This is a genomic window from Pseudomonas sp. FP1742 (genome assembly GCF_030687145.1).
Taxonomy (GTDB): domain Bacteria; phylum Pseudomonadota; class Gammaproteobacteria; order Pseudomonadales; family Pseudomonadaceae; genus Aquipseudomonas; species Aquipseudomonas frederiksbergensis_D.
Genome location: NZ_CP117460.1, coordinates 2,493,730 through 2,513,724 on the forward strand (window position 1 = coordinate 2,493,730; position 19,995 = coordinate 2,513,724).

Here is a 19,995-nt window from a genome sequence, read left to right on the forward strand (position 1 = left end):
GATTTCCTGAGGAATAACTATGCGAATGCTGACTGCACCCCTCACTCAATGCCTGATCGCAGCAGGTCTCGGCCTGACCGCCATGGTGTTCAATGCCCAGGCCCAAACCTCCCCTCAAGCCACTCAGGAAATAAACAGCCTGCTGGACTTTGTCGAGCACAGTGAGTGTCGGTTTGTGCGTAACGGCAGCGAATACGCCGGCCCTCAAGCCCGGGCGCATCTGGAGAAGAAGCTGGAGTACCTTGAAGAACAGGAGAAGGTGAACAGCGCAGAAGACTTCATTGAACTGGCGGCCACTCGAAGCAGCACGAGTGGCCACGCCTATGAAGTGCGCTGTCCGGCAGGCATACAACCGGCCAACCTCTGGTTGAAGACCGAGCTACAGCGGCAACGGAAACTTCATTGATTACCTGGTCGGGCGCTAGCGCAGCAGATGCACCGCCAGCCCGATCAGCCCGCACCCGATCAGTACCTCGATCACACCCCGTTTGAAGCGGAACAAGGCAATGGCCGCTGCAATGGCGAGCAGCGCCGAAGGCCAGTCCAGTGGGCCGCTGAAGCCCTTGGGCCAGAGCACGTGGTAGCCGAAGAAACACGCCAGGTTGAGAATCACGCCGACCACCGCCGCGGTAATTGCGGTCAGCGGCGCGGTAAGCCTGAGTTCGTTGTGGGTCGACTCCACCAGTGGGCCGCCGGCGAGAATGAACAGAAACGACGGCAGAAAGGTGAACCAGGTGACCAGCGTGGCAGCGAGGGCGCCAGCCAGGAACAGTTGATCCGGGCCGAACACCTGATGAACATAGGCGCCGACAAAACCGACGAAAGCCACCACCATGATCAACGGTCCGGGAGTGGTTTCGCCGAGCGCCAGGCCATCGATCATCTGCGTGGGCGTCAGCCAGCCATAGTGGCCGACAGCGCCCTGATACACATAAGGCAGCACCGCATACGCACCGCCGAACGTCAGCAACGCGGCTTTGGTAAAGAACCAGCCCATCTGGGTCAGGGTGCCGTCCCAGCCGAACAGGGCGGTAAGAATCCCCATCGGCAGCACCCACAAGACCGCGCCCACCAGTAACAGGCGCAGGAATTTGAAACTGCTGAAGCGGGCGTGTTCGGGAGTGGGGGTGTCGTCGTCGATCAAGGCCGGGCCGAAGGATTTTTTCGCCGCGCCGTGGCCCCCGGTCCTGAACCGTTCAGGGGCCAGGCGCCCGCCGAAATAGCCGATGATCGCGGCGCCCAGCACAATCAACGGGAACGGCACATTGAACACGAAGATGGCCGCGAACGCCGCCGCGGCTATCCCCCACAGCCAGTTGTTCTTCAATGCCCGCGAGCCGATCCGGTGGGCCGCCTGCACCACAATCGCGGTGACGGCCGGCTTGATCCCATAAAAAAGCCCGGCGACCGCCGGCACTTCGCCAAAGGCGATGTACACCCACGACAACCCGATCAGGATGAACAGCGACGGCAGCACAAAGAGCCCGCCGGCAATCAGGCCACCCCGCGTGCGGTGCATCAGCCAACCGATATAGGTCGCCAGTTGCTGGGCCTCCGGCCCGGGCAGCAACATGCAGTAGTTGAGGGCATGTAGAAAGCGCCGCTCCGAGATCCAGCGTCGGCGTTCTACCAACTCCTGGTGCATGATCGAGATCTGTCCGGCCGGCCCGCCGAAACTGATGAAGCCGAGCTTGAGCCAGAACAGGAAGGCTTCCCGCAGGCTAATGGCTTCAGGCTTCGACAGCTGCTGTTCGACGGTCGAGGAGGGGGTTTTATTCAACTGGCGATTCCTTTTTCAACTGGCAATTCTTCACGGCGTGCCAAACATCGCCGTCCAGTAAATACCTGCGTCACTCTTCGGGTCCACCGCATAGGCCGCCCCCAGTTCGCGAAATTGCGGGTTCATCAGGTTGGCGCAATGGCCCGGGCTGGCCAGCCAGCCATCGACCACCTTGCGCACTGTGTCCTGCCCGGCAGCGATGTTCTCACCGACTTGCTGACCGGCGTACCCCGCCAGTTCAGCCCGATCACCCGGCGTGCGGCCATCGCGGTCCTTGTGATCGAAAAAATTATGGTTGGCCATGGCCCGGCTGTGGCTCTCGGCGGCTGACCCGAGCGTGGCGTTCCAGGCCAGCGGCGTCGTGGCGGCAAAGGATTGGGCACCACACTGGCGGGCCTGCGTGCGCGCGCTGTTCATCGCTTCGAGCAGTTTCTGTCCCTCCGCCTGCCAGTCGCCCAAGCGCCCGGACAACAGAGGCCGCGCCAGCACAATGCGCCACTCACGGCCGTCCCGGCTGACGCCGACGTCGACGAATTGCGGGTCCAGCACCACTTGGCAGAAGCTCTCCTGAATCGCCTTCATCGCGGCTGGCGCATCTCGCGGGCCGGACAAGCTGATCGCTTGCACGTTGACCATCGGATAAGCCGCTCGGGCCAGGGCCTGCTGCAGGTCGCCGATGCTGGTGGCGGACAGCATCAGACGCGGATCGCTCGCCAGCGGCGGCAACTCCGACGACACCTGACCGGCACAGCGCTGCACCTGGCTGCGGTAAACGTTGATCGACTCGACCAGCTGCTTTTCATCGGCCGCCGACGCGATGACGCTGAACACCAACCCGAATGACAACACGCCAAGATGCAAAACGGATGACAGGCTGCGCATGAAAATCTCCCTTGATCAGACTGCGCCCATGATGCGCGATTTCACCCCTCCCGATGCAATGCCTTTTTCGCGCCAACGTGCAGTTTATTGTCGCCTGTTGGAGTGAGTTCCGACGACTACACTCAACCCAGGTCAGCGCTGGAGCGTGATCGTTTCATTGCTCAACCCGGTTTCAACCGGAAGGGTCGAATCATGCGATTTAAAGGGGGCGCCACCTGTTTCGCAATCATCCTTCTGTGCGGCCAGGTGTGGGCGACTGACCAGGAGCAAAAAAAGGAAGTGGCTCAAGACAAGGCGCAGGTCCTGGAGCAGAAAGCGGCAGAGAAGGGGGGTGAAGTTCCGGTACCCAAGTCCGAGACCATCACCACCTCTGAAGCACAGGCGGTCGATCCGGCGGGCTCGGCGCCGCTGGACGATGCCATTACATGCCTTGCACGCAGCATCTACTGGGAAGCCAAAGGGGTGACGGATGCCGACATGGAGGGCGTCGCCAGCGTGGTGATGAACCGGCTGGGCCATGAAGGTTTCCCGGATACGGTGTGCGGCGTGGTCAAGCAAGGTTCTGAAAAGCATGCCTGCCAGTTTTCATGGTGGTGCGACGGGCGTGCAGATCAGGTGAAAGAAGATGACGAATATACTCTGGCCAAGGAAATCGCGCGCAAGGCACTCAACAAGCAACTCACGGACCGCACCCATGGTGCTTTGTATTTCCACGACAGAACGGTGAAACCCGACTGGGCGAAGGAGTACACCAAGACCGGCGAGACCCGGAAATTTCTATTCTATAAGCCTGGTGGCGGGACGGCGCGGTAGGTGCCAATCGCTTCACACCGCCGGGCTCCAGCTTTTTACTGGCCGTGAAGGTAACGGGTGGGAAACGCTACGGTGAGGGTCAGCCCCTCGCGCTTCCAGTCACGGTGGATTTCACCATGAAGCTGGCCATGCACGGTCGCTTTTGCGAGAAGCGTTCCAAAGCCGGTGCTATCGGGTTCACTGTCAATGAACGGCCCATTCCTTTCTCTCCAGACGAGGGTGAACAGCTCCTCACTCTCGCTGCAGGAAATATCCAAAAGCCCTTCAGGCACAGAGAGAGCCCCATATTTCGCCGCGTTGGTCGCAAACTCATGCAGCAGCAGAGCGAAGCTTGTGACTGATGTACCTTCAATCGTTATATCGGGGCCGGTAACGACGGCGCGGGACTGACTGTTGTCATCTCCACCGGCATAGGGCGCGATAATGGTTTGAATGAGTGCATGCAATGTCGTGGGCTGTTCGCTGCTCAAACCGTGGGGTATGGTCAGGGTATGGGCTCGCGCCAATGCGTTCAGCCGTGCGCAAACGGCGGAGGCGAGCTCGCTGGAGGTGGTTGCCGAACGTGCGCTCAATGAAACAACGCTGTTCGCCAGGGTGAACAGGTTTTTCACCCGGTGATCCATTTCTCGGATGAGCAGGCTCTTTTGTTCTTCCGCCTGTCGGCGCTCGGTGATATCGCGAGCGATTTTGGCCGCTCCGATAACACGACCTTCCCGACTTCTGATGGGGGAGACGGCAAGGGAGATCTCGACAAGGCTGCCGTCTTTGCGCCGCCGGACGGTTTCATAGTGTTCGATGCGCTCGCCGCGACGGATACGCGCCAAAATGTCGGGTTCTTCATCCTGCAGATCGAGGGGAATGAGCATGGCGATGGGTTGGCCGACGGCTTCTTCGGCCGTGTAACCGAAGAGTCGTTGGGCGCCGGCGTTCCAGTTGGTAATTGTCCCGTTCAGATCCTTGGCGATGATCGCATCGGCGGACGATTCGACCAGCGCGTCATGCCTCAGCGCGGCGGAGTCGGCGAGAGTCTGCTCGGTCAGATCGATCAGCATGTTCACGGCGCCTGTCAGGCCGCCCGTCGCATCGAAAATCGGCGTGGGGCAGGCCAGAAAACGAACGCGTGTGCCGTCCGGACGCTCGGCGATGGCCTCAAGCCCTCTGACAGGACGCTGTTCCTTTAATGCCATGGCCATCGGGCATTCATCGTGGGGCAAGGGCGTGCCGTCAGGCCAATAGAGCTTCCAGGAGCCGCAAAAAGTGCTTTCCCCCAGCGCCGGGCTCACTCCCCACAGCGCCGCCGCGGCATTGTTGTAAAAGGTGATCAAGCCGTTGGCGTCGGTTGTGTAGATGGCCTCGGGCAGTGCCTCAAGGACATCGCTCAACCCCAGGTTGTGAGGGGCCGGGGAGGTTGGCTCTCTATCTTCTGAGGAAATATCGATGGTTCCATTGGCAGTGTCGCCCTCATGGATAGACCGTCGGCTCATTCGCAAACTCCATGTTGTGGTGCCTTGGCACTCGATTCCGGTGACTCGGGTTGAAAATACAGAATATAGAAGTGGCCAGGTTCCGGAGAGAACCTTGTCTCCAATTAAGGACAATTTTCAGTAACGCACAAGAAAATTGATCCAGATTCACCCGCTGATCTGTAACAGGGCTTGCCGATACATTTTTACGGTTTCTTTACGGTAGGCAAGTCTTCCGGCGACGATACTTGCCGCGCTTTTTTATCATCGATAGGCCTGCACACATTCGTCCCCGGTTGACCCGAGGTGTTCAGCGTTGTCTCTCGGCGAACGGTATGACAACGCATGGGCTAATCTCATTAGCAAGCTGTTGGGCCTCCTGGCGACTGAGTCGAAACGTTTACCCGCTGCCCCCGCAAACCCTCTTGCTCGAAGGTGGCCTGCCATTTTTCCTTCAACCCCGGAGAAGCTACCTGTGAGTGAAACAGCGATCCCTGCCCATGAAGAATCCCACTCCAAAACATCGGGAGTGGGTTTGCTCATCGCCGCGGTGGGCGTGGTTTATGGGGACATTGGTACCAGCCCGCTTTACACCCTCAAGGAAGTGTTCGCCGGCCACTATGGCGTCCAGCCCAATCACGACGGTGTACTGGGCATTCTGTCGCTGATCTTCTGGTCTTTGATCTGGGTCGTTTCGATCAAATACGTGCTGTTTATCCTTCGCGCCAACAACCAGGGGGAAGGGGGCATCATGGCCCTGACGGCACTGGCACGTCGGGCCGCGGCGCCGTATCCGAAAATGAGCAGGGTGCTGGTGTTGCTCGGGCTGTTTGGCGCGGCACTCTTCTACGGGGACAGCATGATCACCCCGGCCATCTCGGTGCTCTCCGCGGTTGAAGGGTTACAGCTTGCGTTCGAGGGCATCGGGCATTGGGTGGTTCCGCTGTCCGTTATCGTCCTGGTGGCACTTTTCCTGATCCAGAAACATGGCACGGCGCGTATCGGTATTCTGTTCGGCCCGGTCATGGTGTTGTGGTTCGTGGTGTTGGGCATTCTCGGCATTTACGGCATCCTGCAACGCCCGGAAGTGCTGCAAGCGCTCAATCCTGCGTGGGCCGTGCGATTTTTCGTGGTTCATCCGGGCATTGGTGTCGCCATTCTGGGCGCCGTGGTGTTGGCATTGACCGGCGCAGAAGCGCTATATGCCGATATGGGCCATTTTGGTCGCAAACCCATTGCTCGGGCCTGGTTCATGCTGGTACTGCCTGGCCTGGTGCTCAATTACTTTGGCCAGGGTGCGCTGATTCTCGAAAACCCGGAAGCAATACGTAACCCGTTCTATCTATTGGCACCTGACTGGGCTTTGCTGCCGATGGTCGCGTTGTCGACACTGGCTACCATCATCGCCTCCCAGGCGGTGATTTCCGGGGCATTCTCGCTGACTCGCCAAGCCATTCAGCTGGGTTATGTGCCTCGGATGTTCATCCAGCACACTTCCAGTCAGGAGCAGGGGCAGATTTACATTGGCATCGTGAACTGGGCGCTGATGGTCGGCGTCGTGTTGCTGGTCGTCGGCTTTGAATCGTCCAGTGCGCTGGCGGCGGCTTATGGCGTGGCGGTGACGGGAACCATGCTGATTACCACCATTTTGTCCTCGGCTGTTGTCTTGCTGCTCTGGAAAACACCTCGTTGGCTGGCGATTCCGATGCTGTTGGGTTTTCTCATGGTCGACAGCCTGTACTTCGCCGCCAACGCACCGAAGATCTTCCAGGGCGGTGCGTTTCCGGTGATTGCCGGTATCGCCCTGTTCATCTTGATGACCACCTGGAAACGGGGCCGCAAGATCATCGTCGAGCGGCTGGATGAAACCGCTCTGCCGCTGCCGTTGTTCATCAGCAGCATCCGCGCGCAGCCACCCCATCGTGTGCAGGGTACCGCGGTATTTCTGACGGCCAGATCCGACGCTGTCCCCCATGCCCTGTTGCACAACCTGTTGCATAACCAGGTGCTGCACGAGCAGGTGGTGTTGCTCACCGTGGTGTCTGAAGACCGCCCGCGTGTGGCTGCGGATCAACGGTTCGAGGTCGAGTCCTATGGCGAAGGGTTCTTCCGGGTCAGTCTGCACTTCGGCTTTATAGAGGAGCCCGACGTACCGCTGGCATTGAGCCTGTGTCATTTGAAAGAGCTGGATTTCAGCCCGATGCGCACCACCTATTTCCTCAGCCGCGAGACGGTCGTCCCGACCAAGCGTATCGGCATGGCCCGCTGGCGCGAGACCCTGTTCGCGTTCTTGTTGAAGAACGCCAACAGCAATCTCAAATACTTCAATTTGCCGCTCAATCGTGTGATCGAACTGGGTACGCAGGTTGAGATGTAGACGGCTGCAGTCAGCCAGATGCATATCCCTGTGGGAGCGGGCTTGCCCGGGTAGAAACCGGAGACATCGTTTACAGGTATGAAATACGGTCAGGAGGTGCCAGACCATTGCCAATGGCACGCTGCGCAGAGTCCTGCCGCAGTGACAGGCCTCGCCCATCTCGGTTTACGCCCTGCAGCTCAACAAAAAAACCGCTGTAGCGGTTTTGGCGTCCGCGCAATCTGTCAGGTCGGTTGGGCAGGAAAGTGGGCCCAGGGGCGGAAGAGATCGGTCGCGAAGGCTACGTAGATCAGCTCTCAGCGCAAGTGATTGAGTCCTGACCGGCTTCAGCCGCCAGCTTCAATCGGTCAGCTTTACTAATGTATTTAGTCTTGCTTTTCGGTGCCAATTTGGCGCTGGCCTTTTTGGCGTTAGCCTTTAACAACTGATTTATTTTTTTACGACGATTCATATTTTCTGCTCGGTTTGTCAGTGCTTGAATGATACCAGCTTAAAATTTCAGGTAAAAATTGATACCGGTTGCGGCGGCCCGCGGATTCCACTCCGTCCGCAGCGGCCGTTGTGGCGGGAACTTCAGGGTATAGGTCCGGTCAATGGGGGCCCTGTGTCGCAGATGCCGAGCAGCGCTGGTGGCCTGTTTTACGACAGCGCCGTCCGAGATCAGCCGAGTCCGCCCCCCTGATGCCAACCAAGATTTTTCTGCCGAGTCTCCTCCTGGCGTTCTGCGCCGTCGCGTCGTTTTGTTCGGTTGCTGCCGAGCGAAGGGCGCCCTCGCAAAGCAACAGCGCATCAACCACCCTGATCGAAACCGCCTCGCGGCAGTATGGAGATGGTCAGTTGGACCAAGCCGCTGCCACGCTGGAGCGGGCCCTGCATATCCAGCCGAACAATCCCGCGACGCTGCATTATCTCGGTGTGTTGCGTCTTCAGCAGGGGCAGTACCAGCAGGCTGAAACGTTGGCGGTGCGTTCGAACATGAGAGTCGGTAGCAACGTAGCGTTACGCAACCGCAACTTCCAATTGATCCAGGCGGCGCAGCAGGCCAACGCTTCGAGCGCCTCACCCAACGCCAAAGAGGACCAGGTCGCAGTACAGAAGGGGCTCGAAGAGGAGGCCCAAAGGCTCCGCGAAGCAGAGATGGCCGCTGCTGAACAAGCTCCTCCGGATACTGGGCGCGATGCTGGCGCAATGCCCGAAGGAGCATTGCAATCGGCTTCCACCGAGCCAGCGCCCGCGTACGATGGCGTTGAGATTCCCCGTGGCCATTGGCCGCCTCCGGGTAAATGCCGAATCTGGTTTCCTGATCGCCCGCCCGGACATCAGCCCCCACCCGGCAAATGCAAGAAGCTACGGCATCGGGTTCCGTTGGGAGCCTATCTGGTACACGGTTGAGTTTCTGAGTGTCTTCTGGCTGGTCGGCGACGGGTCGCCTGTTGCTCACGTCCCCAGGGCCTGATCCGCGCTTTTTCGCCTCACCTGCCACTTTCACCACACTCGGCGTGGATCTAAAGTCAGGGGGCGCACCTTCAGGGGACTTCCAGTCATGTACAGCTCGCTGGCCATACCGAGCACCGCTCGCCAATTGCATGACCGGATCTATGCTGGCGAGATCATTCGCTTCACTGACCTGCAGCCCATGACGGCACTGGTGGAATATACGCGTGCGTTCCTCGAAGACGCGCTGCATCCCTGGTCGCCGCAACAGATCCATCGCCATTTGAGCCACCCTGAGCAGACTGAGCGCTTTGCGAAAATACAGAACGACTTCGCAGGCTCGGCTGAGGTCCAGCAGCGCTGGCAGGACGTCGTGCAAAGCCTTGGCATCGCCCCCGATACCCTGGCGTGCGATCGCCTGCATTTGCGTTTTCAGCCACATTGCGAGCCAGAGCAGTCGACGCCGCGTGCCCGCACGACGGCCACCATCGCGTTTCACCGCGATACCTGGGGGTCGAATATCTATGCACAAACCAACTGGTGGGCGCCCATCTATCCCATCGCGGCAGGGCGTACCGTCGCCTTGTATCCAGGCCTCTGGCAGCGACCGCTGGGTAATTCGAGCGCAGATTTCGATATGCGCGCCATTTTGCAGCGATCCCATCGAGACGGCCGCAATGCCGTGGATGCCGACGAAGCCATTCCGCATCTGCTGGAAACGATCGACCCGCAGGAGGGGATTGCCGTCGATATCGCTCCGGGGAGCCTGATCGCCTTTTCCGGGGCTCATGCCCATGCCGGCGTCGGCAATAGTACCGGGCTGACGCGCATCTCTTTCGAGACCCGATCAATACTGATCGCCGACCTGTTGGCCGGATTGGGAGCGCCCAATGTCGATGGTCATGCGCCGTGGAAGACTATTGGACTGTTTCGCCGAATGAACGATGCGCAACGCCTGAACGAGATCCTTGGCTGCGGCTTTATCGAGCCCTATCTGCGGCCAGCAGAGCCCTGACGCTGGCGCCGGTAGTCGTTTGGGGAAAGACCCACTCCGGGGACACGAACCGGAGCGGATTTCGAAAAGGACACAGTGCCTAAACGAGTGACCTCCTTCGGTGCGCCCCGTCGGTTACCCAGATCGAGAATAGGGAATAGCAATCGCGGCCAGCGCTCCTGATTCCCTTCAGAATTTCCTGGCGCTGACGACAACCTACGCACATTCCCTTGGCGTCGTGAGTTATTCATGAAGAAGATTGCTGTCATGATGTTTGCCGTTCTTTTCCTTGCCGGATGTGCCAACCAGAAATTCAAGCCCGAATACCGTACCCAGATCCATACCGTGAAAGTTCTCCCGGTTGTATGGCAACCCAAACAGATGACTTACATGGGCCGTGAGCAGGCATGGGGCGCGGCATTGGGCGCGGGTGTCGGCGCTGGCGTAGGGATGGCGGCAGGTGCATCGAACCTGACCAAGGCTGCTTTGGGTGGGGCCGGATTTGCCGCAGGTCTGAAGGCAGGCGACTTGGCGTCGATGTCGACGGTTGATGCGATTCTTTACAACATGGAGACGGCGGATATCAATCTGGGCGAGTTGGTCAAAAAGAGTTTCGAGGAGCAATTGACCGCCACCGGCCGTTACAAGATCGTGGGTGAAAACGAACCAGCCGATGCGCAGATCGAGTTGACCGTCCTGAACTGGGGGTTCGCGCTGACGCAAGGCTTCAGCAGTGTGGTGTACCCGACGATTGCCGTGAGCGGTGTCATGAAACGCGGCGAGGAATTGATCTGGCAGCGCAATGAGCCGATCACCGCATTCAACGGCGCCAACACCTATGGCTACACGCCGTTGCGTTATCGCACCGAACCGGAGTTACTGCGTACTGCGTTGGCGGGCGTTTCGCAAATCGTAGATGGCTATCTGGTCAAAGACTTGAACGAGTAATCACCGGTCTGATTGCATCCATGTTCAAGCGTTATATCGCCAGGCAGATAATCAGCAGAGGCGGCAGGTTTCGAATGTCCGCTTCTTGGCCGATTGCTGCCTGTCCATAAGGGCAGTTCTTGCATCACAGAACAAGTTCTAAACCAGCTGGCGGATCCCCAGAGACAAAATCAAACCACCGCACAGTCGATCGATTGCTTTCTTCCGACCTTGATACCCAGCAGCAATCTTAGGCTGCGATAGAGCGATTCCGACCATTCCATACCAGGTCATTGAAACCACCACTACAACTGCCAGCATCGACAAAAACGTGCCTGACGAAACGTGAGCGGGGGCTGCGGCTGAAAAGACGGCGGCATAAAAGGCCATGGACTTGGGGTTGCCTATGTTGGTAATCACCCCCTGAAAAAAAGACTGCCTGCAACTACCGGCGACGGCATCATTTAGCGGGCCAAGCGCATTCTTCCCTGCGTTGATCAGCAGTCGGAATCCGAACCACATCAGGTAGGCAGCCCCCAGAACCTTTACAACAAACGCAGCCCAAGGGAGCGCAGCAAATACAATCCCGAGACCTGCAATTGCACAGGTGGACCAGAACAAGTTGACCAGTACGATACCCGCCACCAAGGCCAGAGCTTCTAACCGTGTTGCAGACACCGCTTTATGGACCACTGCGACAAAATTCGGCCCTGGAATAACGACACCGGTAAGGTAGACCAAAAAAACTGTCAAAACGGCGGAACCATCGATCATGTGCTTCCTCGCGAGTCCTGTGGACGGAACCATCCCTTAGTATTGCTGATCGCCATTGGGCGCTGAGTGTCCGGCTCATTCTCGACGATGAGTGTACGGGCTGTCGAGCGACTGATTCTGGCCGATTGTTGCCTGTCATGAAGGGCTGCAATCGACCCATAGCAGACATTTCAGCTTCTTAATCATCAGGCAGCCCTCCGCAAATCCTAAAATCGAGACGGTGGCTCATTTCCGGCTTGGATGTGTGAAAAGACATGGTCTGGATCTGCCTGGCACCAATATCTGAACAGAAGGTGAGGCTCGGTATCCCTAAAATATTGACTGACGATGCTCTCAGCGGGGATGACCAATTTAGGTTCTGGCCATTGCTGCGCTAAAACACCTATTTGTTTGCCTGACGAACAAATAATCCACGTAGCCTTACCTCCACTGATGCCTGGCAGGTAGCCCATACCTTGTATCGCGTCGAACAAGATGCGCAGCGTTACTGCTGGATCGAGCCTGATCGATGTCTTATGGCTTTCCGGATCATCCCCCGCATGCACGCTATCTCGATCAATTCCAATGGCTAACATGAATGCTCCTTGTTAGCGTTGTGCAATTACTAGATTGACCAGCGTAGGGATATCAGCGGCTACCCGTCTACACTCCGCTTCTGGCCGATTGTGTCCGTTGCAAATACCTGCAGTAAGGCAGTTGAATTACCTTTAGAACGTCGCCGCATCGTTGATAGCTGCCTCATATGCATGCTTTTCAAATGTGAAGGGGCCAACTCCATCTATGATTTGAGGCTCTTCATAGCCGTTCTCGTAAGCAAAGGAATCCCACGTGAAACAATCATCGTTTTGGCGAACATACACTGAGTAGGCGCCACAACCGATGTCGCCGCACTCGGGGCAGATGTAAAGCAGGATACGACCACTTTCCGTTTCGGCGTGTTCGCGTAAAAGCAGACGAGAGTTAGATAGGCTGTTTGGCTCCGGGAAGCCCTTGACGAAACAGCCCATGAAATCTGAATGACCACCAGCTGCCATGGCGAGAGCATTGAGCAACGAACGTTCGTTTATCAGAAAGTCGATGGAGAGTCGTTCGGCCACGGTGTAGCCATTTGAGGAGCTTCCCGGACGAAACAACTGTTGAAATGTGAGGGAGCTGGTGTCCATTCCTGCGAACCATTTTATGCGCTGAATGTGCGTGGGATTACATACAACATCGAAAAGGGGTTACAAGGCAAATTTCATCGGTTGATTGACCGCTTTTGGCCGATTTCTGCCTATCGCCAACGTCAGCTCTGGGTCGGTTGCTGTCGGTGGGCAAGGAACGCTTTCAATCCAATTCCGTATGGGGAACCGAGCACCACTTAACTCGTTGTCCCGTTCGTTCCTGTAACATGCCAGCCCCCACCACCACGAGCTTTGAAAATGGATTCTCACTCGATTCTGACGTTTACATTGGTCGCCGCGATTGCCATTGCCAGCCCAGGGCCTGCGACCTTGATGGCGATCAACAATAGCCTGGCCCATGGGCAGCGCAGCGCCATATGGTCATCGCTCGGCAACGCCAGTGGCCTGTTCTGCCTGTCGTCCGCTGCCATGCTGGGGCTGGGGGCGCTGCTTGCCAGTTCCGAATGGCTGTTCAACGCAGTGAAGTTCATCGGTGCCGGTTATTTGTTCTACCTGGGCATCAGACAATTGTTCAAAAAGGGCCCAATGCTCCCGGACGGGATTCAGGACGACTTGAAGGAAAGCCGGCCGACTCGTTCCAAACTCTACAAAGCAGCCTTCCTGACGGCGGTGACCAACCCCAAGGCGACGATGTTCTTCACCGCGTTGTTCCCGCAGTTCATCGATCAGAGTGCGGCGTTGCTGCCGCAATTTCTGATCCTCACCTCGATCTTCATGGCATTGTCGGTGTCGTCCCTGAGCCTCTATGCCGCGCTCGCCTCGCGGGCCAAGGGTGTGCTAACCCGACCTGCGCTATCTCGTTGGGTCAGCCGGGTGGTGGGGTCGACATTCATCGGTTTCGGTGCTGCTATCCTGACCATGCGGCGGCAGGCGGCGTAGGGGCGTCGGGCTTGTAACTCCGGTAACAGGGAAGGGTGATAGGCGAGAATGGTACGTCTTGAGCCGAGTCGAAGATGGCACACTTCAAGCCGTGGCCACGTCACCAAACGCCCCGAATGAAAAGAGCCCGCACCACTGAGGCCCAACTCCCCGCATGGCGTTGTTGGATCGTCAATACAACATGTGCTCACTTAACCCCGAATGCTGGAATACGCCGGTTAAAAAGTGATCCGACTCGATCGGGTCTTTTCGCCGAAAGTCCCACTGCTTGAGGGGTGTTATCAACGACAAGGCAGTCCGTTTATGAAGATGAACACGTTAGTTCCAGAGATGATTGTCTCTGACTTAAAACGAAGCCTAGATTTTTACTGCCTGATTCTGGGCTTCCAAATTGAATACGAAAGGCCTGAAGACAAATTCACTTTTCTGTCCTTTCAAGGGAGCCAATTGATGCTGGAGCAGGATGACTTGGAAGAGTCTCCATGGCGTGTTGGCCCTCTATTATCACCCTATGGACGAGGGATGAATCTTTCGATTCAGTGCTCTGATACCAAAGCTTTGGCTAGGGCCATCGAGGACGCTGGTATTGAATTGCGCAGACCCATTGAAGAGTGCTGGTACCGAGATAAAGAGCGCCTGCACGGAGAGCTTAATTTTTTGGTACTTGATCCAGATGGCTATCTGTTGCGGTTCACTCAGAGCTTAGGTTTCAGAGCAGTCGAGCATCAAGCGATAGCCTGAGCAAGTGATGTTGCATAGCGTGATTCTGAGCATTTCAACGACCGCTGTTGGCCGATAGCTGCCTGTCGCGGAGGGCAGCAATCGACCCAATGCAGCCCTTCTTTTTCATTGTGTCTGTAACTGTCGGCAGCCGACTGTCGGCTCTCGACAGGCCCGGCGCATCGGGCTTGCATTGAACTACTTGCGCTTCAATTGCTGCTGGGACTGTTTCACTCGAAAGGTCAGGTCAGGACTTAGGATGCGGCTGAGCGATTCTTTCCCTGCGTACACGGATTAAAAATCTGGCGAATACTCTCGCTGGTTCCTACATAGGTTTTGGTACCTGGTACCGCCACAGCCGAGTAATTCTTGCGATCGGTGACCTGAATAAAATTTCCTTGCGCAGCCGTGAAGCTCTCAGTGTTTGGCGGCACTAGCACGCTCAGGAACTGGGCTTTCTTGTCGAGGGCCAAAGCACCTCCCACGGTAATTGGCGCCAGCATGGCGGCCCAACGTTCACTGAATAGGTAGAAGGTATCGGCTGCGGCTCTGCCACTTTGCAGGTGGGCACACTGCACATCGCTGGCGTTGATGACTTCAGCTTGCTGGTAGATGCCGCCCTTATAGAAGGCCAGCACTAGCTTGCTCTTGGTCAGCACACCCAGGCCTTGCTTGGGTCTGCACACTTGCAAATCACCATAGGGAGATAAGCACCAGTTGGTTTCGGTGATAGTGACGATTTCGTCTGCGCTGAGCTTCAGATCGCGTTCAATATTGGCGCGGGCTTCCGGGGTTTCGTAAGGGATTGCGCATGCGCTCAATAGAGCTGCGAGGGTAAGGGCGAGTAGCGGGGTTCTCATCAAGCGTCCTTTGCTGCTGGAAGGTACATGTAAATGACGAATATTTTTTTGCAAATCTCTTCCTTCAACACTCTACGAGTCAAGCAATCGCGAGAGCAGGAGAAAATAGCCGTCGTTGAGATTGGGTTCTGAGATAAGAACATCAAAGCGGACGATGTGATCGACAAACTCTGGCCGCTGATGACGGCTGAGCAGATCCTCCACCGGTCTACGCACCGGGAAAATTATACAGATCGCGCTGAGTTTAAAGAGCTGTTGGAAAATCTGCTAAAACTCGTCGTTTGAATTTCTCGACAGCTAGCGCGCGACTGAGATCCATTTTGGGTCAGACGCCGCGTCGTGCGCTGGCGTCCAAAAAGCAGCTATCGTGAGAGTCCGCTTTTGGCCGAGGCTGTGTAAAAACGTTTTTGAGCGCGACAGGTACTCAAAACCGGACTGAAAATCGCGCTTCTATGCAAAATCCACATCTGCTGACGTGCCGATAAACTTCAGATTTAACGTAGACGCGGGCACTTCAATTTTGGTGAAGCTTTTTTACACACTCTGGGCCGAAAGCTGCCTCTTGCATCCTTCACCGCGTACACACGAAGACTCTCGTTCACACCAAGTCAGGGACGATGAATGAAACAAGTTGAGATTCAACGGATCGCGCACCTTCCGCCACAGATTCTGACCCTGGAAAAAGAGGCGGTCGGAGAAGGGTTCAGGTTTCTCACCCGCCTGATTGTCGAATGGAAATCCGGGGCAAATCGCTTCGATGCACCAGGTGAGTGTCTGATGGCAGCGTATATGGACTATTGCCTGATAGGCATCGGAGGCCTTTCGGTTGATCCGTATTCTCAAAACGATACGGCAAGGCTGCGCCGGGTATACGTCGCAGCCTCGTCAAGAGGGCAACAAGTCGGACAAACTTTGGTAAATGCGCTTGTTGAATACGCCGCTCATCGATTTCGGATCGTGCGCCTTTCTACTGATACACCTGAAGGAGATGCCTTTTATCTTCATTGCGGCTTCAACCGATCAAATGATGACCATGCCACCCACACCATGCTTCTTGGCAACGCATGATTCAGGCTGCAATCGGCCAAAAGCGGGCATTCGATTTCGCTATTCATCAATCTCCCGAGCGTGCGAAATTACCAGCCCTTCAATTTCTCTCAAAGGCAGGCTCATGACCTCCACCCTGGCAGTCTCGGATATTTTAGGTCCATGGAGTGGGGATGACCACACAGGACTAATGAAGCGTTGCAAAGAGGCATGGGACACACCTCTAGAGAGTTTGAATGATGTTATGGTCGCTACTTTTTTGAATCAGAACATCGCGACCAAACACCTGCTCATCGAGGCGAAGCGCCGCATGGAAGACCAGGAACGAGATGAAACCGAGTACTTCGACGGCCAGCTTCTCGAAGCTATCGAGCGCTTGCAATCCGGGGAGTAATTCATCCCGACGGTTTGTTGCGTTCGACACGGACTATCTATATTGGGTCGCTTTCTGTCTCACGCGACTGGCAGAGAACGGCCAAAAGCGGTCATCCGGAGGCTTTCACGAAACTAGGGGAAATTCACCGCCTGTTTCCAGCGTTTTGTACCATTCATCGGCTGCAGTTGCGGTCCGTTGGCGGCGGACAAAGCCACATCGTCCGGTGTTATTGCACCCTGCACAGCCCTTTTCCAAACACATCCGTGGCCTTTGTATTGGGCCAGCCTGGAAATTGCAGGTCATGGGACAGGTTCGTTATCGCCACGTTGGTCAGGAATGGGTGAGCCTTTTTGATATCGATAACGGCCTTTGCAAAGTCGTCACGATTGGAGAGACACATCGTCAGCGAGTTTGCGTGGAAGTTGCCAATATATACGGCGTCCCCAGGCTTGACGCTGAAGACCAGCGGTTTTTTCTGATCGGCACTGAACCCGTCATAAAAACGGTAGTACCAGTGGGTGACTTCATAGGTGCCCGCAGGTACTTCGTAAACGAAGGTGTTGCCCATGATATGCGTGGTGCCACGAATTTCGTTGTTCTGGTCCAGTGTCGTAAGTGCGATGCGCGTCGCTTTCGCTTGGGGGGCCGGATCGTGGTATTTGAGCAGTACATTCAGTCCGTGGGGCTGAGTGAGAAACCCCTCGGAAACAAAACCGACAACAATGGCTTTTTGGGGATCGATGGGCTTATGTTCATCAGCTCGATCAATCATGTTAGAAGCGGTGACGCAGCCGCCCAGCGATAGCATCGCGGCGAGCGCCAATACCCACTTGTTCATCCTTTATTTCCTTGTGGTGAAATTGCGATCCGGCAGGGTATGCCTTGGTCAATCGTTGGTAAGAAACACGGTGGTCTGCTGGCCTTCTTCGACAACGATTCGTCTTGTCAGCGAATTCATGTCGACCACGCTCCAGATGAAGTAGGCGCCTGCCGGTATTGCGTCAAATTGGAATTCGCCTGAGCTGTTGCTGTGTGTGCGACGGGTGAGCAGATCAATTCTGGGGTCAAATCGATCCGGCAATCGAATACCATCCCGTTCGGCTTGTTGCCGCTTTTCTGTGTAGGGCGTTGCCGGCCACAGCAGCATATTGCTGTTGTTGCCATAGCGTATTTGGCCTCTGCGGTCCGTGAAGAAAAGCTTCCCTGAAATAGACCCGGTACCTGCTTCTGATTGCACCAGCATCAGTTGTGCGTATTCGGCTTCGGGCATCGGGGAGATGGGTCTGAGTTCATTGTTTGTAGCGCATCCGGCCAAGGTCAGTGCCAGCAAGGCGATGGTAAAGTGGCGTGCAGCCATCAGAAAGCTCCATTTGCTACACGACTGATCGTGCTCGGTACTGCTCAGTTTCGGACCGTTTTGCTGTGTGAGTCAGGGGTTTAGTACCGGCATCCGCAACGGCGTCACCGGACGTGCCTGCCTTGCCACCCTCCACTTTAGGAGCTACTGCACCACGCACCCCGCAACCATTAACGAAATGGCAACTGCGACGCTGAAAATCAGCCAACGCATACTTTCAGTTTCTTGAGTTTTCGAATCGAATAATCTTATCGCAAGCGGCCATTAGCCATCAAATTAATAAAGTATAAAATCCGAATGGGCTGAATGGATCAAAGGTGACCGGCCGCTGTGGGTCGCTTACAGCCCTTCGTGATCGACAGCAATCGGCCAGAGACTGGACTAGCAGCTGGTTATTTTTCCCGCATCAATCCTGTTGACGCGCCCCTTGTCCGACCGGGTCCACAGCCAGTTATAGACATCATATCCGCCTTCGCACTTGCCTTTCGTTTTGCCCTGGAAGTCGAAAGTCCGCCATGCGCCATCCTGATGTGAAGGCATCCCAAGCACTCTTTGAATATCTACATCCATGGAGCCTAGCCATAGGTGATTGGCAAGTGACAGGGGTTGCAACTGTACCGGTAACTCAGGACAGTCGGTGCTCGGTTGTGCAGTCTTAAATTGCTCGGCGACAACGCGGGTCACAGAGTGTCTGTCACCCCCCATCTCACCACTCGAGATGACCCATATCCGTACTCCGACATTTGGCTGGCTGTAGCACAGCCAATACACACTGCCACCTGCATCGCCTCGATGCACGATGATGCCAATGGAAGCTTCGCTCATCACCTGCGCTAGCGTTGTTTTCTCGAATTGAATGACGAACTCCCCAAGCGTCGCGCTTTCCGAAGGCGCCGCCTTCAGCGAGGCCGGCCAGACGATCGCATCGAATGCTCCCTCGGGCGGTGGAACAGCGGCTGTCGCGCTAAAGGCGATACCGAATAATCCGAAAAACAACAACGATCGCTTCATTGCATTCCTTCGTTTGCTGCCGATACTTCAGATCTGAGTGACCGGTTTGGGTTGTCGATCCAACCGGTCCCCCGCATTCCTTAATAGAGTAGATCGTCTGACTTGAAGCTACTTGGCCGTGACGTACGGGCAATTCCAATGCTGTTCAAGGCAGAGTGCAGAGGCTGGACAATGCCAGCTTTGGGTTTGCCAGTTGCGACCGGCAGAAAACGGCCAATTGCTGCCCGTGGATAACCCAATAGAAAATTAGTAGCTATGCTTGATTTGCAGCCAAACTGATCGACAAATTATGGCATGCAATATGCGTGCATTATATGGTGAGCACACACAACAATGCATGTCACCAGAAAAAATCTAAAAGGCGAGGAGTAACTCATGGACGAAAAGACTTTCTATGAGAGTGACAATATAAAAGTCACCAACGCCAGGTTTATCGTCAACAACCAGAGCTACGCTTTGTCATCTGTAAATTCTATCAAAGTATCCGAGGTCGATGTAACTTCATCGCGCACTGCTCCGGCATTCCTTGTAGCTGGCGGAATTATCTGGATGCTTTTCTTTTTATCTAAGGGCGGTATAGTTGACTATATCCAACCGATTGGCCTAATAGTTGTGGGCTTTTGTTTGATAATTCGTATAAAAAAGAAGTTTGAATATAGAGTCATACTAACAACCTCATCCGGTGAGAATGCGGCACTAAGAAGCAATAACAAACAAGAAATAACTCTCGTAGAAAAAGCGCTGAACGATGCCATCGTATATAGGGGGTGAGTTTTTTAACAAGAGGATCAATACGCTTGCTTCGTTCGCTTGGACAATTTACCGGCCTCTTGGATTAACTTTTAACCAGCCCTTATCTGTGAACAAATACTGCTCGCAGAAACTTACTCCAGGAGGCAAGGTGGACAGTCCACCATTCTTCCGAAAAAGAGTGAACTGCCCTCTATTACCATTTGACTTTGAGTCCCAACCCCGAGACGTTCGCTGATGACGATTTCTGCCAGTCACGACTGGCTGGCTTGGGTCGGTTTCTGCCTGTCGCGACAGGCTGAAAACGACCCATAGCTGCCGGTCAGCACCGGCAGTAAACGGCCCAGAGTGTGTCAAAACCCTTGTT

22 protein-coding genes are annotated in these 19,995 nt (G+C 55.8%); 11 read left to right on the top strand and 11 right to left on the bottom strand.

Annotated features, from left to right (window positions below; genetic code table 11):
• Positions 1-19: 19 nt before the first annotated feature.
• Positions 20-406, top strand: a complete 387-nt coding sequence (locus tag PSH64_RS11125) for a DUF5329 domain-containing protein (protein WP_105345721.1) — start codon at positions 20-22, stop codon at positions 404-406.
• Positions 407-421: 15 nt separating this feature from the next.
• On the opposite strand, the gene chrA is transcribed toward PSH64_RS11125, so the two are convergent.
• Positions 422-1,780, bottom strand: a complete 1,359-nt coding sequence (chrA, locus tag PSH64_RS11130) for a chromate efflux transporter (RefSeq protein WP_305480677.1) — start codon at positions 1,778-1,780, stop codon at positions 422-424.
• 30 nt (positions 1,781-1,810) lie between these two features.
• Positions 1,811-2,662: a CAP domain-containing protein gene (locus PSH64_RS11135; protein WP_305480678.1), complete on the bottom strand. Its 852-nt coding sequence runs from the start codon at positions 2,660-2,662 to the stop codon at positions 1,811-1,813.
• Between the two features lie 192 nt (positions 2,663-2,854).
• Between PSH64_RS11135 and PSH64_RS11140 the strand changes: the two genes are divergently transcribed.
• On the top strand, positions 2,855-3,475 hold the full coding sequence (locus PSH64_RS11140) for a cell wall hydrolase (RefSeq protein ID WP_105345714.1): 621 nt from the start codon (positions 2,855-2,857) through the stop codon (positions 3,473-3,475).
• A gap of 35 nt (positions 3,476-3,510) precedes the next feature.
• Here PSH64_RS11140 and PSH64_RS11145 read toward each other — a convergent pair whose 3' ends face one another.
• Positions 3,511-4,959, bottom strand: coding sequence for a PAS domain S-box protein (locus tag PSH64_RS11145; RefSeq protein WP_305480679.1), 1,449 nt, complete (start codon positions 4,957-4,959; stop codon positions 3,511-3,513).
• A 454-nt stretch (positions 4,960-5,413) separates the two neighbouring features.
• On the opposite strand from PSH64_RS11145, the gene PSH64_RS11150 reads away from it, so the two are divergent.
• Positions 5,414-7,315, top strand: coding sequence for a potassium transporter Kup (locus PSH64_RS11150; protein ID WP_305480680.1), 1,902 nt, complete (start codon positions 5,414-5,416; stop codon positions 7,313-7,315).
• 289 nt (positions 7,316-7,604) lie between these two features.
• Here the strand turns inward: PSH64_RS11150 and PSH64_RS11155 are convergent, their stop codons facing one another.
• Complete coding sequence (locus tag PSH64_RS11155; protein ID WP_018930247.1) at positions 7,605-7,766, bottom strand: DUF2986 domain-containing protein; 162 nt, start codon at positions 7,764-7,766, stop codon at positions 7,605-7,607.
• A 230-nt stretch (positions 7,767-7,996) separates the two neighbouring features.
• On the opposite strand from PSH64_RS11155, the gene PSH64_RS11160 reads away from it, so the two are divergent.
• The 3 genes from PSH64_RS11160 (at position 7,997) to PSH64_RS11170 (ending at position 10,691) form a co-directional block, all read left to right on the top strand.
• The gene (locus PSH64_RS11160) at positions 7,997-8,707 is read left to right on the top strand and encodes a tetratricopeptide repeat protein (protein ID WP_305480681.1); all 711 of its coding nucleotides are present in this window, start codon (positions 7,997-7,999) and stop codon (positions 8,705-8,707) included.
• 151 nt (positions 8,708-8,858) lie between these two features.
• Positions 8,859-9,764 (top strand): hypothetical protein, encoded by a 906-nt coding sequence (locus tag PSH64_RS11165; protein WP_305480682.1) that lies wholly within the window; start codon positions 8,859-8,861, stop codon positions 9,762-9,764.
• A 228-nt stretch (positions 9,765-9,992) separates the two neighbouring features.
• A complete protein-coding gene (locus PSH64_RS11170) occupies positions 9,993-10,691 on the top strand; it encodes a hypothetical protein (RefSeq protein ID WP_305480683.1) in 699 nt (232 codons plus the stop codon).
• Positions 10,692-10,829: 138 nt separating this feature from the next.
• On the opposite strand, the gene PSH64_RS11175 is transcribed toward PSH64_RS11170, so the two are convergent.
• The 3 genes from PSH64_RS11175 to PSH64_RS11185 form a co-directional block, all read right to left on the bottom strand.
• Positions 10,830-11,444, bottom strand: a complete 615-nt coding sequence (locus PSH64_RS11175; protein ID WP_105345698.1) for a LysE family translocator — start codon at positions 11,442-11,444, stop codon at positions 10,830-10,832.
• 206 nt (positions 11,445-11,650) lie between these two features.
• Entirely contained in the window at positions 11,651-12,019 is a 369-nt protein-coding gene (locus PSH64_RS11180; protein ID WP_305480684.1) for a hypothetical protein, read from the bottom strand.
• 132 nt (positions 12,020-12,151) lie between these two features.
• The gene (locus PSH64_RS11185; RefSeq protein WP_305412227.1) at positions 12,152-12,607 is read right to left on the bottom strand and encodes a hypothetical protein; all 456 of its coding nucleotides are present in this window, start codon (positions 12,605-12,607) and stop codon (positions 12,152-12,154) included.
• A gap of 258 nt (positions 12,608-12,865) precedes the next feature.
• Here PSH64_RS11185 and PSH64_RS11190 point away from each other — a divergent pair, with 258 nt between their 5' ends.
• Both PSH64_RS11190 and PSH64_RS11195 read left to right on the top strand, forming a co-directional pair.
• A complete protein-coding gene (locus tag PSH64_RS11190; protein WP_052964729.1) occupies positions 12,866-13,507 on the top strand; it encodes a LysE family translocator in 642 nt (213 codons plus the stop codon).
• 303 nt (positions 13,508-13,810) lie between these two features.
• Positions 13,811-14,248, top strand: coding sequence for a VOC family protein (locus tag PSH64_RS11195; protein ID WP_305480685.1), 438 nt, complete (start codon positions 13,811-13,813; stop codon positions 14,246-14,248).
• 233 nt (positions 14,249-14,481) lie between these two features.
• On the opposite strand, the gene PSH64_RS11200 is transcribed toward PSH64_RS11195, so the two are convergent.
• The gene (locus tag PSH64_RS11200; protein WP_240865325.1) at positions 14,482-15,141 is read right to left on the bottom strand and encodes a hypothetical protein; all 660 of its coding nucleotides are present in this window, start codon (positions 15,139-15,141) and stop codon (positions 14,482-14,484) included.
• 567 nt (positions 15,142-15,708) lie between these two features.
• Between PSH64_RS11200 and PSH64_RS11205 the strand changes: the two genes are divergently transcribed.
• Positions 15,709-16,155: a GNAT family N-acetyltransferase gene (locus PSH64_RS11205; RefSeq protein ID WP_305480686.1), complete on the top strand. Its 447-nt coding sequence runs from the start codon at positions 15,709-15,711 to the stop codon at positions 16,153-16,155.
• Between the two features lie 103 nt (positions 16,156-16,258).
• Positions 16,259-16,528, top strand: a complete 270-nt coding sequence (locus PSH64_RS11210) for a hypothetical protein (RefSeq protein WP_305480687.1) — start codon at positions 16,259-16,261, stop codon at positions 16,526-16,528.
• A 208-nt stretch (positions 16,529-16,736) separates the two neighbouring features.
• Here PSH64_RS11210 and PSH64_RS11215 read toward each other — a convergent pair whose 3' ends face one another.
• From PSH64_RS11215 to PSH64_RS11225, 3 genes are all read right to left on the bottom strand, one after another.
• Positions 16,737-17,348 (bottom strand): hypothetical protein, encoded by a 612-nt coding sequence (locus PSH64_RS11215; protein WP_305480689.1) that lies wholly within the window; start codon positions 17,346-17,348, stop codon positions 16,737-16,739.
• 48 nt (positions 17,349-17,396) lie between these two features.
• A complete protein-coding gene (locus PSH64_RS11220) occupies positions 17,397-17,867 on the bottom strand; it encodes a hypothetical protein (RefSeq protein ID WP_305480690.1) in 471 nt (156 codons plus the stop codon).
• 381 nt (positions 17,868-18,248) lie between these two features.
• Complete coding sequence (locus PSH64_RS11225; protein ID WP_305480691.1) at positions 18,249-18,878, bottom strand: hypothetical protein; 630 nt, start codon at positions 18,876-18,878, stop codon at positions 18,249-18,251.
• A 375-nt stretch (positions 18,879-19,253) separates the two neighbouring features.
• Between PSH64_RS11225 and PSH64_RS11230 the strand changes: the two genes are divergently transcribed.
• Positions 19,254-19,649 carry a DUF6232 family protein gene (locus PSH64_RS11230; RefSeq protein WP_305480692.1) on the top strand — a complete coding sequence of 132 codons (396 nt, stop codon included), beginning with the start codon at positions 19,254-19,256 and terminating at the stop codon, positions 19,647-19,649.
• Positions 19,650-19,995 lie beyond the last annotated feature (346 nt).